Source organism: Azonexus sp. GW821-FHT04F04, from assembly GCF_059420025.1.
Genome location: NZ_JBWKSX010000007.1, coordinates 239,477 through 252,750 on the forward strand (window position 1 = coordinate 239,477; position 13,274 = coordinate 252,750).

Genomic DNA, 13,274 nt, shown 5'->3' on the forward strand with positions numbered 1-13,274 from the left:
ATATTGGTGACGGTATCAGTGAACAGGTCCTTCAACTACCTCAGTTGATACCATCAAATGGTCTGACGGTATCAGCGACAACCGATCCGACATTGGGCATGCCTTCGATCAGGTTGGCCGCCTCGGTAATGTCGTGTCGCTCGCCACCGGTCAGGCGAAATCGCGCCAGATTGCCCAACCCATCAACCGCCGCATAGATCTTGGTACTCAAGCCCCCACGAGAACGGCCAAGACTTTGTTGCCCGTTTTTTTGGGTGCGCCGGCTGCGTGCTGGTGCGCCCGCACAATCGTACTGTCGAGAAACACTTCCTCGAAGTCTGCGTCCTCGCAGAGCGTGGCGAAAAGCGCCTGCCAGACACCTTTGTCCGCCCAACGCGAAAAGCGTCTGAACACCGAATTCCATGGTCCAAAGCCTGGCGGGAGATCACGCCACGGAGCCCCGGTTCTTGCCATCCAGAGCACTGCTTCGACAAACAAGCGATTGTCTGCCCCGCTACGGCCACGATCCCCGGCTTTGCCGTGCAGCATTGGTTCGATTCGCAACAATTGGTCGTCGCGTAATAACAATCTCGGCATCCCGTCCTCAACCCAAAAGACAGGATGTAAACACAATTATCCGTTTGTGAACATAGATGGTCGCCCCTAGTTTGCCAAGCCTTCAATCTGTGACGTTCAACAGGTGAAGATTGCAGCCATATCCCATTGCCATCGGATGCTTGCCACGTCTTTAGATAAAACTGTGGGACATAGCGATGCCGACGGGAGACAGAATTTGACTCTGGCATATCGAACTCCCCCCAAGTTTCTTTGATGACAAATGGCCGGCAATTCGGAGATTGTTAGATGGGCAAGCAGGTGTCCTCTGGAGGAATTGCACCCAATGCATGAATGATGACGCACGCAACCGAGCATGTCGATATGCAAACAGGGCGGACTCCAGTATTTCCCAAGGCGTTAAAGAAGGGAAAACTGACTACAACCTAAGTATTCCAGCGATGCTTTTGCGGGGAGCATTCGCTTGGCGAAAACGAGCGGCGCAATGCCGCGCATCCCCCCTGGCTATCGACTTTCACCTTTCGATGGGAGTGTCAGCGATTCGGGCTTGCCTGGCACACCGGCGGCAGTTGAGTTGCCTTCAACCCTTTGCCGTTCGTGCAATTCCAGACAATTTCTCCATTGGCACCACGCGAAGGCGCGTAAATCAGGTCGCCATGAGCGGTTGTCAGGGTCAACACCATGGTATTGCTATCCATGTGCACGACGGTGCCATTCGGAAGTTCATTGGCCACCCCTGCAGACTCGAGGTTTGCGGGGATCTTCTGATGGCTCAGGAAGTACTTCCCAAGCGTATCCCGTACAACCTCTGATTGCTGGATAGTCGCAGTGAGCTTTGCCTTGACCGTGTAGTCCTGATAAGCAGGGATCGCAATCGCCGCCAACAAACCGATCACGTACACCAGCATCAACAGGCCAAATCCGCCGCCCATGCGGCCAGCATAAGGAATAAATGCCGCCAACAAGTAGGCGAAACCGTTGCGTGAGGGGAGTTCGGCGTTATGGTCGATCACCCGTGCAACGCGCTTGGTCAGCCAGGGGTAGCCCGCCGTCAATTCGTGGAAGGACATCCAGAATCCGGTCGTATGGTGCATCTGCTTCAGGTAGGCCTTCATATCCAGATCCTGCCAGCGGAGGGCGCCAGTGGAAAGTGCCGACAGGGAACGTGCGGCATGTTCCGGGGTCGAGCAGCAGGCAAGGCCATGACGGTCACAAGTACTTTCCCGAGAACGAGAATAGGCAGCGCCAAGCAGTGGCAGCCAGAGAATGGGCCAGCGGAAAAGATGGCCGGTCAGATGCTTGCGCCGCAGGTGGCCAAGTTCGTGCCCCAAGTAGAAACGCACGCCGTCCGGGTGGCCGGCCATGGCATCGACCACATCCGAGAGTAAAACAACATATTGGGTACCGAGAAACTTGGTTGCAAAGGCATTCAGTCCGCCATTTCCGTTCAGCATGTAGGCCTGCGGGCGATCACGGATTTCAAGGCGGTCGCAACAGAATACGAACTGCTCGTAGAGATCCGGGTATTGCTCATGGGTCAGCTCGACGCCATTGCCTTTGATATAGGCGATCAGCGTTGATTGGAGAAACAGGTACAGAACAAAGCCCACGGCCAAACCGATGAGCGCAACACCGACTGTTCCGACAATCAACCCGGCCCAGGCGAGCAAACCCAGCACCAGCGTGATCATCCCCAGTGTTTTTTCCTTCGGATAAACTAGGTCGTTCATCGACAGTGTATGCGGTCTAGCTGCCAGCGTGGCTTCAGACATCTTACCTCTCCCTGTTAAGTCATTTTGGATATGACAATTGTATCACTGGCATCTTGTCGTCGGCCCAGCACTGGTCGCCTTCCAGTTGCCTTTGCATCTCAAGGCGGAGTCAAATGCTGAATCTTCCGGTTAAGAATCTCCCTATCAATCAAGGAGTAGACGGACAGAAAGAATGTCCGCTAAATTATTTCTTGAGTGACCGGTTGGTTTCACATATTCGCTAGCTTCGCCCAATTTCAGAAGTTCGTGCTCGATCCAAATCGGCAACGGCCAGTGACAGGTGGTACATGGTCAACACGTACTCCCGGCCAGAGCCGGCCAAAGTAAACCCATGCATTCAGCGTCTGTTAATTGACTGGTGACGATCATCTCCAGTTGATGGTTTACATACACTCCAATACTCGTTAGATTGTACACATGAAACCAACCGTCACCAAATCCGACCTCTACGAACACGTAGCTCGTATCGGCAAAGCGATTTCCAGCCCCAAGCGCTTGGAACTTATTGAGTTACTGGCGCAGGGCGAGAAGACCGTTGAGACGCTGGCTGAGCAAGCTCGCATCGACATGCGCCTGGCCAGCGCCCATTTGCGCGCCTTGCGCGAAGCTCGTCTGGTTGAAACCCGTCGTGAGGGCAAGTTCATCCACTACCGCCTGAGCGGCCCGGATGTTGCCGAGTTGTGGGTCAATGTCCGTGAGGTTGCCGAAGAACACCTGGTCGAATTGCGTGTCGCCCTGGAGCAGATGGCCACAGCCCCCAATGCGCTGTCGTCTGAGAGCCGCGAGTCCCTGCTGGCCAAGGCACGTAGCGGCGACATCGTGGTCATCGATGTTCGCCCGGAAACCGAATACGCCGCTGGTCACTTGCCGTGCGCTCGCTCAATACCTCTGTCCGAACTTGAGAAGCGACTTGCCGACCTGCCACCGGGGAAGGAAATCGTCGCCTACTGCCGCGGTCCGTTCTGCTTGATGTCTGACGAAGCCGTGAAGTTGCTACGGCAACGCGGTTTTACCGCCCACAAGATTTCCGATGGCCTCACCGAATGGAGCGCCGGCGGCCAGCCCATCGAGAACTGAAGTCAAATCCACAACAGAGGAGACATCTCGTGAAACATCTAACCACATTTGCTCTATGCGGCGCGTTGGCTTTCTCAGCCATGACCGCCGAAGTATCAATGGCCGTGCCTGGTGCCGAGACAGCCAACGGCCTGACGGTTCTGACCTTCATCGCCAAGGATCCACCGGGCCAGCGCTGCAACGGCAACCTGCAAGTGGCCGCTGAAATCGCCAACACGTACCGCGTCCCCATCCAGTTGCTGCCGTCCACCCTGGCCCCTGGTCTGCCTGCTCCGGCCGTTTTCTACGGCACCCAACTCATCGTTGCCGATGGCAAGGACTTCAACGGTGCCGCCAGCTATCAAATCGTCGCCGACGTTCTCGACATGGAAAGCGTGCCGAAGCAGGCCAAGTCCGGTCTGCTCTTCCAGGAAGACGTACGCAAGGATTTTGATGCCCTCAAGGCCACCATCAAGGCCGGCGGCAAATAACTTTCTCGACAACAACCAGGGAGCCCACCATGAACACCTTGTTCATCCTCAACGATGGCCCGTACGGAACGGAACGCAGCTACAACGCCCTGCGCTTGGCCCGCACCCTTGGCAAGATAGAAGGCCAATCGGTTCGCATTTTCCTGATGGGCGATGCGGTGGCTTGCGCCAGGAGCGGCCAGAAGGTTCCGGAGGGCTACTACAACGCTGGCGACATGGTTCGCATGGTCGGTGCTGAGGTGGGTTTGTGCGGCACCTGCATGGACGCTCGCGGACTAAGTGAAGACCACGTGGTCGACGGTGCCCGGCGCAGCACCTTGAAGGAACTCGCCGAATGGACGGCGGCTGCCGACAAGGTGCTGGTGTTCTGATTTCTCAACGCAATACAACAATCCCGACAGGAGACAAGATGTCATTCAAATTGATGCGCGCCGCTGCGTTGGCGCTCGCCGTGGTCACGGCACCGGCCATGGCTAATGAAGAAGCCGTCAAGGCCATGGAGGAGTATCTGGACTTCGTCGATTACGGTGGCGCCACCATCTTCCCGGAGCAGATTCCCAAGGAAGACTGGAAGCGGTTCTACGTTATCGACGCCCGCGACAAGGACCAATTCGCCAAGGAGCACATTCCGGGTGCCGTGAACATCGAATGGCGGCAAGTGCTGGCCAAGCGAAGCAGCATTCCGAAGGACAAGCCGGTCCTCATCTACTGCAACACCGGCAGCCTGTCCGCGCAGGCTGGCTTTGCGCTGCGCATCGCCGGTTACGACAACTTGAGTATCCTGCAAGGCGGCTTTGCCGAGTGGAAGGCGAAGGGCGGTCTTGATGCCGCCGCCAAGGCCACCGGCCAGGCCAAGCACTGAGGGCACGATGAAGGGGCGCGAGAGCGGCATGCCGGACGAGGCCTACTGGGCCTCGTTTTTTGACCCGGAAGGTGTTCTGGACCGCCTTCAGGTAACCAGGGGAGGATGCTACAACCTGGTCGAGTTTGGGTGTGGCTACGGTACTTTTACCCTGCCAGCGGCAAGTCGTACGCGGGGGCTGGTAACAGCTCTCGATATTGAACCTGATATGGTGAGCCAGGTAGAACAGCGTGCCCACGCCATGGGAATGTCGAACGTTCGGGCAGCACTACGCGACTTTGTAGCGCATGGCACCGGCGTCGAGGACGGTTCTCAGGGCCATGCCATGCTCTTCAATCTCCTCCACATTGAGGAGCCGCTCCCCCTGCTACGCGAAGCATATCGAACGCTGCAGCCAGGGGGCATACTGTCTGTGATTCATTGGCGTAGCGACATCGAAACCCCACGCGGGCCACCGATGGCGATTCGTCCCGGGCCTGAGCCTTGTGCAACTTGGTTGTCCGAGGTTGGATTTGACTCTGTAATTAATGTGGACCTCGGATGGGCTGCGCCGTACCACTTTGGGCTTCTGGCACAACGGCCTGCTAATAGAGGCAGTATCGGGGGCGCCGCGACGTCGTGAATACCCACGAAGTTAATGCGTTAGCGACTCTGGTAACTGTTGCCTGCCGCACTTTCACTGACTTTCGTCTGGCCGCAGAGCATCCACCCCACTGCGGCAGGTAGAACTTACTGGCATAGGAACGCATGCATGTCGCCGTCGCGCTACTGTGCAACCATGCTCAGTGGCTTATGTCGACTGATGCTTGTGCAGGCGCTCAACGCTTGGAACTAGAATCCGTTTCCCTTCAACCTTGATTATCCCTAGGTCACTCAATTCATGAAGGATGCGCGAGAAGTGTTCTTGCGTCAGATTGAGGCGGGAGGCAATCACACCTTTATTGAGTTGAAGTTCGAGAACCACATTCTCATCATGGAGTTGGCTTTCGAGCAATTCATGCATCAGATAAGCGATGATGCGCTGCTTGCCCGAATGCAAACAATATCCCTCAACATCCAGCATGAGTTGATGCATTCGCATCGCCATGCCCGCCAGCATCTTTCGTACAAAGCCGTGATCACATTCCAACTCATCGAGAATCACCGACTTGGAGACATGTAGCAATAGACAACTACTTAGCGCTTGTGCGGAGACAACGTAAGGTTTCTCCAGGAACATGATCGCTTCGCCGAAGCTTTGCCCTTGTTGTATCACCTCGACAACCTTCTCGACCCCCTGCTCGGACGTGAACGATAGCTTGACCTGTCCAAACACCAGGATATGAAATCCGGTACAGACATCGCCTCGATGGAAAAGCGTGTCACCCTTCTCGCAGCGTATTTCGCGCGTACCTCTTGTGATCTTTGTAATCTCCTCTGGGCAAAGGCTATTGAACAGGGCAACGTGATTCAAAAAGGTTTCAATATTGATCGGCTGGTAATCTCGCATGCGTAGTTCCCTCAACTAATTCTGAAAAGCACATCGTTACAATAGCGCCAACGCAATTCAAGTTTGATGCGAATCAAATATAGCAGATGAGGGCGACATGCTCTCACGCCAAAGCGACAGACAGGATCGTTTAACCAAAATGCTAGTTGCTGATCCATTTATAGCCCCCCTATCGAATCCTCTGCGTATGCGGGGGCAATGTTGGTCGCGCGCCAACCGCCGAGGCGGCTCCTCATAAGTTAATTAATGATGCCCACCTAGATAATTGTATCGATGTCGATTCTGGCGGCACTGACGGTTACCGGGTCGGCAAAGAAAGCGATACGTGGAACCAGCAGGCCGCCATGGCAAAGGGTATGGCCTGAAAATCATCTGGCCGGCCTCCCGCCGCCGCAATTGCGGCGGGGTTAAAGTGAGTTTGCGAACTTGCGATAACCCTCGGAGGCCGGAAATGAAATATAGCGGAATTGACCTGCATTCGAACAACAGTGTGGTGACCGTGACGGATGAAAAAGACCGAGTCGTGGCAGAAAAGCGGCTGCCCAACGACCTGACCAAGATCGTCGGATTGCTCCTGCCCTGGCGGGAGGAGATGGCCGGTGTAGTGGTCGAATCGACCTTCAACTGGTACTGGCTGGTCGATGGCTTGCAAGCGGCGGGCTTCAAGGTGCATCTGGCCAACACCACGGCGATCAAGAAATACGAAGGGTTCAAGCACAGCGGCGACGAAACTGATGCGCGCTACCTTTTCCACCTGCTGCGGCTGGGGATTCTGCCGACCGGAACGATCCTGCCGCCGGAGCAACGCGCCGTGCGCGATCTGGCCAGAAAGCGCATGCAACTGGTGCGCAGTCGCACCGCGCACATCCTTGCCGTTGAGAACATCACCGCCCGCCAACAGGGCGCCCGGATCAGCAGCAATCAAGTCAAGCAACTGACGGTCGATGCCGTTGATCGAATGCCCTTGCCGGAAGATGTGGCGCTGGCGATCAAAACCAACGTGGCGGTCATCGCCACACTTTCCGCGCAAATTGATCGTCTTGAAAAGCGTCTGCAGGAAAAGGTCGGCGCGCGCACGGAGTACGGACTCCTGACCAGCGTGCCGGGCATTGGCCAAGTGCTGGCCACCACGATCCTGCTCGAAACCGGGCCGATCGACCGTTTCGCTGCGGCCGGCAACTTTGCCTCTACGCCCGCTGCGTCGACAGCGTGCACACCAGCAACGGCAAGAAATAAGGGGAAGGGAACGCCAAGAACGGCAACAAGTACCTAGCCTGGGCGTTCGTCGAGGCAGCCAACTTTGCCCTGCGCTACTGCGCCGAGGCGAAGCATTTCTACGAACGGAAGAAAGCCAAGACCAGCAACGTGGTGGCGATCAAGGCGCTGGCGCACAAGCTGGTGCGGGCTTGCTTCCACATTTTGAAGGAGCGCAAACCGTTTGACGTGACGCGCTGCTTCGCATGAGTAAGGACGGCGGCCGGCAAGCCCGGACCTGGGGACTGGAGCAACAGCCATTTGGTCTGAATGGGAGGCCGTGTCGCCGTCACCGATTTGCAGTACAAGCGGATCGCCCGCAATGCAAGCCAGCCAGGGATTGGTGCTGGGGAACCAGCAGCCACGGGTCTGTGTTGAACCCATTGGACGCGTTGCGGCACCAACGTTTTTCTGGGGCGGCGAAGCCGCCAGGGCGACCGGCTGTTTCATTGCCGTTCGCTTGATCCTGATGGGTGTCTGGTGCGATTCGTCGCAACCATGAATTGAAGAAACGGGCGCGGTCGGCAACTGCAAGCGGTGGATGAAGAGATTGAAAACCGGCGGCTGACGCCGCCATGGAATTGTGTGCTCGCTTGACTAGGACCGGCTAATGGGTGTCCCAGATTCGGTCCCGCAAGATCGGCTGGCAGGACTTTGAAGATTTCAACCTGATCTGGCCATGGACCGAAGCAATCAGTACAACCTTCGTCGCATGGAAGAGCAGAGCAACAACGGAAAACCAGGCTATTGCTGAACTATGCTCTGAGTTATTAAGAAGAGGGAAGCTCCTGATCCTAACCCACACTTGGACGGAACCTTGATTGCGCCAGATACACGATGAGCTACGCCGGTCAGTCAGAAAATGCTGTTGTATCAGACAAAGTAGAGGACAGGTGCGGGGCCTGGCTACACAGAACAACCGATGAGAGCCAGTCTAGCGATCTTAGCGATCTATTTCGCGCTTGCATTTTGGCAACCATTTATCCAATGCAACCAAGAGTTGGTCAGGGTCAACTGGCTTGGTTAAATAATCATTCATGCCAGCCGCAATGCAATTTTGGCGATCTTCGACAAAAGCATTGGCGGTTATGGCTATTATTGGAATTTGCTCCCAGCCAGACAATTTTCGAATCTCGCGCGTAGCCTGCAATCCGTCGAGTCTGGGCATCTGTATATCCATGAAGACCAGATCATAAAAACCGTTACGCGCGCGCTCAAGCGCCGCTATCCCGTCATCTGCGAGTTCCACAAGCAGCCCAAGATATTCTAGAAGTTCCTGAATTACCTCTTGGTTGATAGGGTCATCTTCAACCACTAATACCCGAGCGCCAAGGAAAATAGTAGGGCTAATGGGGCCACGGTCCAGACTAACATCTGAATGCATGTCAGATTTGCGCGAATTACCCACTTGAAGTGCTTATAAGACGTTGTTGACAGGAGGACAATTTATCACTTAGAGCACATTGAATCATGATTAACATCAAAATGGCTGAAATATTCAAAATGCGTTTTTATATTGCAGCAGGTCAGTCCAAGCCAGACTAAGACAGTCCTGACAGGATGAACGCCTTCCTCAGCACTCCCCTGAAATTTTTCGCCAACAAATCTGTCACACAAAATATATAGTTTCCTTGGTGTGAATAGAAGAGATGACTAAACACTGACACTGGCTTGTCTGGTCCAGCATCTTGCTGTCAGGTGCTGCCTCTGCAGAGATGCCCCCTCAGCCGGGTTCAGTCGCCCCTACGTTTGTCTTGCCTGACGTAAATGGGAAATCGAGATCCCTCTCCGAGTGGAGGGAAAAATGGGGCGTCCTCTATTTCTATCCCAAGGACAACACGCCAAGCGGTACAACCGAAGCGATCAATTTCCGGGACAACCAGCAGCCGTTTACGAAGTTGAACACCCAAGTGCTTGGCGTCAGCGTAGATACAGAAAACTCCCACCGGGAATTTGCCGAGGAAAAGCACATTCCTTTCCCGCTTGTTTCTGATAAGGATGGGAAGGTATCCCGGAGCTTTGGAGCCTATTCCAACTGGGGAGTGATCAAGTTCGCCGAACGCGATACATTTCTCATTGATCCTGATGGCAGGATCGCCAAGGCATACCTACAGGTAGACGCTGGAAAACATGCCGCCGAAGTTATCGCCGACTTGAAATTTCTGGCGGCGATGTAGCCTTGATCGCCCCCCGCATTGCAACAAGCAAGGGATTGTTGATGGAACCTGCCGTGTTGGTGAATGACGGGGTTGGCCGATTTTGTAGAGCCGGCGATATGGAAGCTCAATGAGTCTCGCCACCAGCAGGCTGCCATCCCACAACAGCTATTATCCGTTAGCGGCCTCTACCGCCCCCCCCCACGCCGCCTCCCATGCCACCGCCGGGTCCCATACCTTGGCGCATGCCAGCACCTTGTGCGGGCGGCGTATCCGGCAAGGTAACGCCACGCTCCTTGGCTCTGAGCTGCATTTGTTCATGATGCTCCAAGCGAACTTGTTCGCGCTCCTGGGCCGTTTTAGCAGCATTCATTTTCGTACGATGTTCCATCCGCTCCTGGTTAGTCATCATCTGACTACCGTAAACAGTCTCATCAGCGGCAATGGCTCCTGAAGTCATCAAGCCTAAAGCAATGGCAGACAACATGATTTTTACGGTGTTCCTGGTCATTTTTTCTCTCCCAACCAAACAAAATTAACTCAATACAACGATTGGGTCTGAAGTGATACGGCATACTTTCTTCAAACCTTCAATCCAGTTATAGCCCTGATTTTCGGAAAAACTGACGCAGCAACAAATAGTTGCAATTGGCCCAATAAATATTAGATAAATCTAAAATTGGTCGCTTATACTTGTAATTAACTTATTACTTACAGCCAGCCATGTCTATTAGCCCTCGTCAATCCACCGAGTCTCGCCAGGCAGAAATCGTCGCCACCATGGTTCGGCTATCAGCCGAGCGCAGCCCTGCCGACATAACGACTACGGACATTGCCAAAGCCATGAATGTGACTCAGGGGGCGCTTTTTCGGCACTTCGCCAGCAAGGAAGCCATCCGCCTGGCTGTCGTCGAATGGATCGAAGCGCATTTGATGTTCGAGCTCATGGCCGCCAAGGAGAGCTCCTCTGATGCATTGACTGCCCTCAAGGCCATGTTCATGACTCACGTTGCTTTTGCCAAAGCATACCCCGGCGCGCCTCGCCTTATTTTTGGCGAGCTTCAGCAACCTGCTTCATCCCCCGTCAAGCAGCGGGTGCAGCAAATCATGCAGCGCTATCGCCAAACCCTTTCCCAAACCCTTGCCGCGGCTATTGAGGCGAAGTTGATTCGCGCCGATGCCGATTGCGCAGCGGCGGCAGCCCTGTTCCTTGGTGCCATCCAGGGCTTGGTCATTCAATCCATGCTCAGCGGACACACTGAGCAGATGGAGCAACAGGCGGTCGGCGTTCTGGACCTTTATCTTGCCGCCCTTGGGGTCAAGTCATGAAGCTCGATAGTCTTCTCAGTCGCAAGTTTGGCCTGGTGGCTTTTGCAGTGGTTCTTCTGGTTGGATTTGGCTTTGTGGTCGCCCGCTCAGGCCCCCTAGCGCCGACCAAAGTCACCATCACTCGGGTCGAAGCCGGCAGGCTGTCATCATCCCTGTTCGGCATTGGCACGGTCGAAGCGCGACGCAGCTATTTTATTGGACCCACCGCTGCTGGTCGCGTCAAAGCAGTTCATGTCGATGTGGGTGAACAGGTCAAGGCCGGGCAACTGCTGGCAGAAATCGACCCAGTCGACCTGGACGAACGACTACGTTCGCTTGAAGCCTCATACGCCCGGGCATCCAGCGCGGTTTTGGCGGCTGACGCTCAGCGCAAGGATGTTCTGGCCCGCCAGATGATTGCCGGCTTGAATGCGAAACGCTATCGCGACCTCGGCGATAAGCATTTCGTCAGCCCGAGTGCAGTTGAGAGCAAACAACAGGAACTGACCTCGGCTCAGGCAGCCGTCGATGCGAGCGAAGCAAATCTGCAAAGTGCACGGCAGGAGGTCGTCCGCCTGAAGGCTGACCAGGATGCTTTGCGGCAGCAACGGAATAACCTGCGCCTGGTCGCGCCCGTTGACGGCGTGCTGACCAGCCGTGATGTTGAAGCTGGCTCGACGGTCATTGCCGGCCAGTCGGTGCTCAAGTTGATAGAGCCCAGCAGTCTCTGGGTCAAGGTCCGGCTGGACCAGGGGCGGTCCCGCGGGCTGGCTGCTGGACAAGCCGCAAGCATTGCCCTGCGCAGCAATCCGGGAATGCCATTAACCGGCAAGGTAGTCAGGATTGAACCGGTCAGTGACAGCGTGACCGAGGAGCGCATCACCCTGATTACCTTCGACCAGATTCCGCCAGGCCTCAGTATTGGCGAGATGGCCGAGGTGACCGTTCAAACGGCAGCCAATCAATCTGGCCTGACACTGCCCAATGCAGCTATCAAACAAATGCCTGAGGGTTCTGGTGTCTGGAAACTACGCGATGGCAAGCCAGTCTTTGTCGCCATCAAACTCGGCACCAGTACCCTGGATGGTGCGGTGCAGGTACTGGAAGGACTTGGCGCAGGTGACGAAATCATCGTTTTCAGCGAGCGCGAGCTGTCTGAAGGTAGCCGCGTCAAAATTGTCGAACAACTGGCAGGACAACGCCAGTGATAAGTCTGGCCGGGCGCGACATTCTGCATTCCTGGTCGAAGTTCGTGTTGACCGGAATCGGTCTTGGCTTGCTGATTGGCGTCACGCTGACCATGGCCGGCGTGTATCGCGGCATGGTCGATGATGCCAAGGCGCTGCTCAATAACAGTGGTGCTGACCTGTGGGTTGTGCAGCAGGACACGCAGGGGCCGTATGCGGAGTCGTCGAGCATCCATGACGACGTGTACCGCTCATTGCTCAGCCTGCCGGGCGTGGCCCGTGCCGCCAACGTGACTTATCTGACCATGCAGGTTCGTCTGGACAATACCGATGTGCGCGCCATGGTCGTTGGCTTCGAGCCGGGCCAGCCCGGAGAGCCCGGCTACCTGATTGCCGGACGTCACATTACCCGTAACCATTACGAGGCCGTCGCCGACGTCAAAACCGGCTTCCAGTTGAGCGATACCATTCGGATTCGTCGGCACGACTACCGGGTCGTCGGCCTGACCAAACGCATGGTTTCGTCCGGCGGCGACCCCATGGTCTTCATTCCGCTCAAGGATGCACAGGAGGCACAGTTCCTGAAGGACAACGATGCCATCCTCAATGAGCGGGCAAGAACAACGGCCAATCCGACGTTGAATCGCCCGGGCGTGCCGGGTTTGCTCGAGGCCATCCAGGCATCGCAGAACGCGAATCGCAACGTCAATGCCGTGCTGGTTCAGGTGTCTCCAGGAAGTCAGCCCGAGACCGTCGCAAATGAAGTGAGGCGCTGGAAGCACTTGCAGGCTTTCACCCGGGTTCAAATGGAAGAAATTCTGGTGTCCAAGCTGATTGCTACTTCTGCCAAACAAATCGCGATGTTTCTGGTCATTCTCGCGGTGGTCAGCGCGGCCATCGTCGCTTTCATCATTTACACGATGACCTTGGGCAAAATTCGTGAGATTGCCGTGTTGAAGTTGATAGGCACGCGTAACCGGACCATAGCCGGAATGATTCTTCAGCAGGCCCTGGGTTTGGGGCTGATCGGTTTTCTCGTCGGCAAGGTTTCGGCCACGGTGTGGGCACCATTCTTTCCCAAGTATGTTCTGCTGGAGCCCGGCGATGCTGCGCGCGGCTTTGTGGTGGTCATGGTTATTTGCGC

General features: G+C 55.6%; 17 protein-coding genes. 11 read left to right on the forward strand and 6 right to left on the reverse strand.

Annotated features, from left to right (window positions below):
* Positions 1 to 40: 40 nt before the first annotated feature.
* The 3 genes from AC07TV_RS15175 to AC07TV_RS15185 all read right to left on the reverse strand — a co-directional run bounded on the left by AC07TV_RS15175 (position 41) and on the right by AC07TV_RS15185 (position 2,327).
* Positions 41 to 211: a hypothetical protein gene (locus tag AC07TV_RS15175; RefSeq protein WP_494649205.1), complete on the reverse strand. Its 171-nt coding sequence runs from the start codon at positions 209 to 211 to the stop codon at positions 41 to 43.
* Positions 208 to 576, reverse strand: a complete 369-nt coding sequence (locus AC07TV_RS15180) for an IS5 family transposase (RefSeq protein ID WP_494649206.1) — start codon at positions 574 to 576, stop codon at positions 208 to 210. The genes AC07TV_RS15175 and AC07TV_RS15180 overlap by 4 nt, the downstream gene beginning before the upstream one ends.
* 512 nt (positions 577 to 1,088) lie before the next feature.
* On the reverse strand, positions 1,089 to 2,327 hold the full coding sequence (locus AC07TV_RS15185) for a M48 family metalloprotease (RefSeq protein WP_494649207.1): 1,239 nt from the start codon (positions 2,325 to 2,327) through the stop codon (positions 1,089 to 1,091).
* A gap of 417 nt (positions 2,328 to 2,744) precedes the next feature.
* Here AC07TV_RS15185 and AC07TV_RS15190 point away from each other — a divergent pair, with 417 nt between their 5' ends.
* From AC07TV_RS15190 to AC07TV_RS15210, 5 genes are read left to right on the forward strand one after another with little or no spacing between them, the layout of a single operon-like run.
* Positions 2,745 to 3,404 carry an ArsR/SmtB family transcription factor gene (locus tag AC07TV_RS15190; RefSeq protein WP_494649208.1) on the forward strand — a complete coding sequence of 220 codons (660 nt, stop codon included), beginning with the start codon at positions 2,745 to 2,747 and terminating at the stop codon, positions 3,402 to 3,404.
* A 29-nt stretch (positions 3,405 to 3,433) separates the two neighbouring features.
* Positions 3,434 to 3,874 carry a hypothetical protein gene (locus AC07TV_RS15195; protein WP_494649209.1) on the forward strand — a complete coding sequence of 147 codons (441 nt, stop codon included), beginning with the start codon at positions 3,434 to 3,436 and terminating at the stop codon, positions 3,872 to 3,874.
* A gap of 29 nt (positions 3,875 to 3,903) precedes the next feature.
* Positions 3,904 to 4,245 (forward strand): DsrE/DsrF/TusD sulfur relay family protein, encoded by a 342-nt coding sequence (locus AC07TV_RS15200; protein WP_494649210.1) that lies wholly within the window; start codon positions 3,904 to 3,906, stop codon positions 4,243 to 4,245.
* Positions 4,246 to 4,283: 38 nt separating this feature from the next.
* On the forward strand, positions 4,284 to 4,736 hold the full coding sequence (locus tag AC07TV_RS15205; protein WP_494649211.1) for a rhodanese-like domain-containing protein: 453 nt from the start codon (positions 4,284 to 4,286) through the stop codon (positions 4,734 to 4,736).
* Positions 4,737 to 4,764: 28 nt separating this feature from the next.
* A complete protein-coding gene (locus AC07TV_RS15210) occupies positions 4,765 to 5,358 on the forward strand; it encodes a class I SAM-dependent methyltransferase (RefSeq protein WP_494649225.1) in 594 nt (197 codons plus the stop codon).
* Between the two features lie 168 nt (positions 5,359 to 5,526).
* Here AC07TV_RS15210 and AC07TV_RS15215 read toward each other — a convergent pair whose 3' ends face one another.
* Positions 5,527 to 6,225 (reverse strand): Crp/Fnr family transcriptional regulator, encoded by a 699-nt coding sequence (locus tag AC07TV_RS15215; protein ID WP_494649212.1) that lies wholly within the window; start codon positions 6,223 to 6,225, stop codon positions 5,527 to 5,529.
* 176 nt (positions 6,226 to 6,401) lie between these two features.
* On the opposite strand from AC07TV_RS15215, the gene AC07TV_RS15220 reads away from it, so the two are divergent.
* Together AC07TV_RS15220 and AC07TV_RS15225 are read left to right on the forward strand one after the other, a co-directional pair.
* Positions 6,402 to 6,590: an arsenate reductase/protein-tyrosine-phosphatase family protein gene (locus AC07TV_RS15220; RefSeq protein ID WP_494649226.1), complete on the forward strand. Its 189-nt coding sequence runs from the start codon at positions 6,402 to 6,404 to the stop codon at positions 6,588 to 6,590.
* Positions 6,591 to 6,676: 86 nt separating this feature from the next.
* The gene (locus AC07TV_RS15225; RefSeq protein ID WP_494649213.1) at positions 6,677 to 7,498 is read left to right on the forward strand and encodes an IS110 family transposase; all 822 of its coding nucleotides are present in this window, start codon (positions 6,677 to 6,679) and stop codon (positions 7,496 to 7,498) included.
* A 924-nt stretch (positions 7,499 to 8,422) separates the two neighbouring features.
* On the opposite strand, the gene AC07TV_RS15230 is transcribed toward AC07TV_RS15225, so the two are convergent.
* The gene (locus AC07TV_RS15230) at positions 8,423 to 8,863 is read right to left on the reverse strand and encodes a response regulator (protein WP_494649214.1); all 441 of its coding nucleotides are present in this window, start codon (positions 8,861 to 8,863) and stop codon (positions 8,423 to 8,425) included.
* Positions 8,864 to 9,194: 331 nt separating this feature from the next.
* On the opposite strand from AC07TV_RS15230, the gene AC07TV_RS15235 reads away from it, so the two are divergent.
* Entirely contained in the window at positions 9,195 to 9,656 is a 462-nt protein-coding gene (locus tag AC07TV_RS15235) for a peroxiredoxin (protein ID WP_494649215.1), read from the forward strand.
* Between the two features lie 157 nt (positions 9,657 to 9,813).
* On the opposite strand, the gene AC07TV_RS15240 is transcribed toward AC07TV_RS15235, so the two are convergent.
* Positions 9,814 to 10,146 (reverse strand): hypothetical protein, encoded by a 333-nt coding sequence (locus AC07TV_RS15240; RefSeq protein WP_494649216.1) that lies wholly within the window; start codon positions 10,144 to 10,146, stop codon positions 9,814 to 9,816.
* Between the two features lie 269 nt (positions 10,147 to 10,415).
* Here AC07TV_RS15240 and AC07TV_RS15245 point away from each other — a divergent pair, with 269 nt between their 5' ends.
* The 3 genes from AC07TV_RS15245 to AC07TV_RS15255 all read left to right on the forward strand — a co-directional run.
* Positions 10,416 to 10,964 (forward strand): TetR/AcrR family transcriptional regulator, encoded by a 549-nt coding sequence (locus tag AC07TV_RS15245; RefSeq protein WP_494649227.1) that lies wholly within the window; start codon positions 10,416 to 10,418, stop codon positions 10,962 to 10,964.
* On the forward strand, positions 10,961 to 12,151 hold the full coding sequence (locus tag AC07TV_RS15250) for an efflux RND transporter periplasmic adaptor subunit (protein ID WP_494649217.1): 1,191 nt from the start codon (positions 10,961 to 10,963) through the stop codon (positions 12,149 to 12,151). The genes AC07TV_RS15245 and AC07TV_RS15250 overlap by 4 nt, the downstream gene beginning before the upstream one ends.
* On the forward strand, positions 12,148 to 13,274 hold a 1,127-nt coding region (locus AC07TV_RS15255; protein ID WP_494649218.1), incomplete at its 3' end, for an ABC transporter permease. The genes AC07TV_RS15250 and AC07TV_RS15255, both read left to right, overlap by 4 nt.

Excerpts from the sequence above, each read along its gene's own strand:
- AC07TV_RS15230 (WP_494649214.1), bottom strand. The coding sequence starts at position 8,863 with ATGCATTCAGATGTTAGTCTGGACCGTGGCCCCATTAGCCCTACTATT.
- AC07TV_RS15200 (WP_494649210.1), top strand. The coding sequence starts at position 3,904 with ATGAACACCTTGTTCATCCTCAACGATGGCCCGTACGGAACGGAACGC.
- AC07TV_RS15205 (WP_494649211.1), top strand. The coding sequence starts at position 4,284 with ATGTCATTCAAATTGATGCGCGCCGCTGCGTTGGCGCTCGCCGTGGTC.
- AC07TV_RS15240 (WP_494649216.1), bottom strand. The coding sequence starts at position 10,146 with ATGACCAGGAACACCGTAAAAATCATGTTGTCTGCCATTGCTTTAGGC.
- AC07TV_RS15215 (WP_494649212.1), bottom strand. The coding sequence starts at position 6,225 with ATGCGAGATTACCAGCCGATCAATATTGAAACCTTTTTGAATCACGTT.
- AC07TV_RS15225 (WP_494649213.1), top strand. The coding sequence starts at position 6,677 with ATGAAATATAGCGGAATTGACCTGCATTCGAACAACAGTGTGGTGACC.
- AC07TV_RS15180 (WP_494649206.1), bottom strand. The coding sequence starts at position 576 with ATGCCGAGATTGTTATTACGCGACGACCAATTGTTGCGAATCGAACCA.
- AC07TV_RS15235 (WP_494649215.1), top strand. The coding sequence starts at position 9,195 with ATGCCCCCTCAGCCGGGTTCAGTCGCCCCTACGTTTGTCTTGCCTGAC.
- AC07TV_RS15245 (WP_494649227.1), top strand. The coding sequence starts at position 10,416 with ATGGTTCGGCTATCAGCCGAGCGCAGCCCTGCCGACATAACGACTACG.
- AC07TV_RS15190 (WP_494649208.1), top strand. The coding sequence starts at position 2,745 with ATGAAACCAACCGTCACCAAATCCGACCTCTACGAACACGTAGCTCGT.
- AC07TV_RS15210 (WP_494649225.1), top strand. The coding sequence starts at position 4,765 with ATGCCGGACGAGGCCTACTGGGCCTCGTTTTTTGACCCGGAAGGTGTT.
- AC07TV_RS15250 (WP_494649217.1), top strand. The coding sequence starts at position 10,961 with ATGAAGCTCGATAGTCTTCTCAGTCGCAAGTTTGGCCTGGTGGCTTTT.
- AC07TV_RS15185 (WP_494649207.1), bottom strand. The coding sequence starts at position 2,327 with ATGTCTGAAGCCACGCTGGCAGCTAGACCGCATACACTGTCGATGAAC.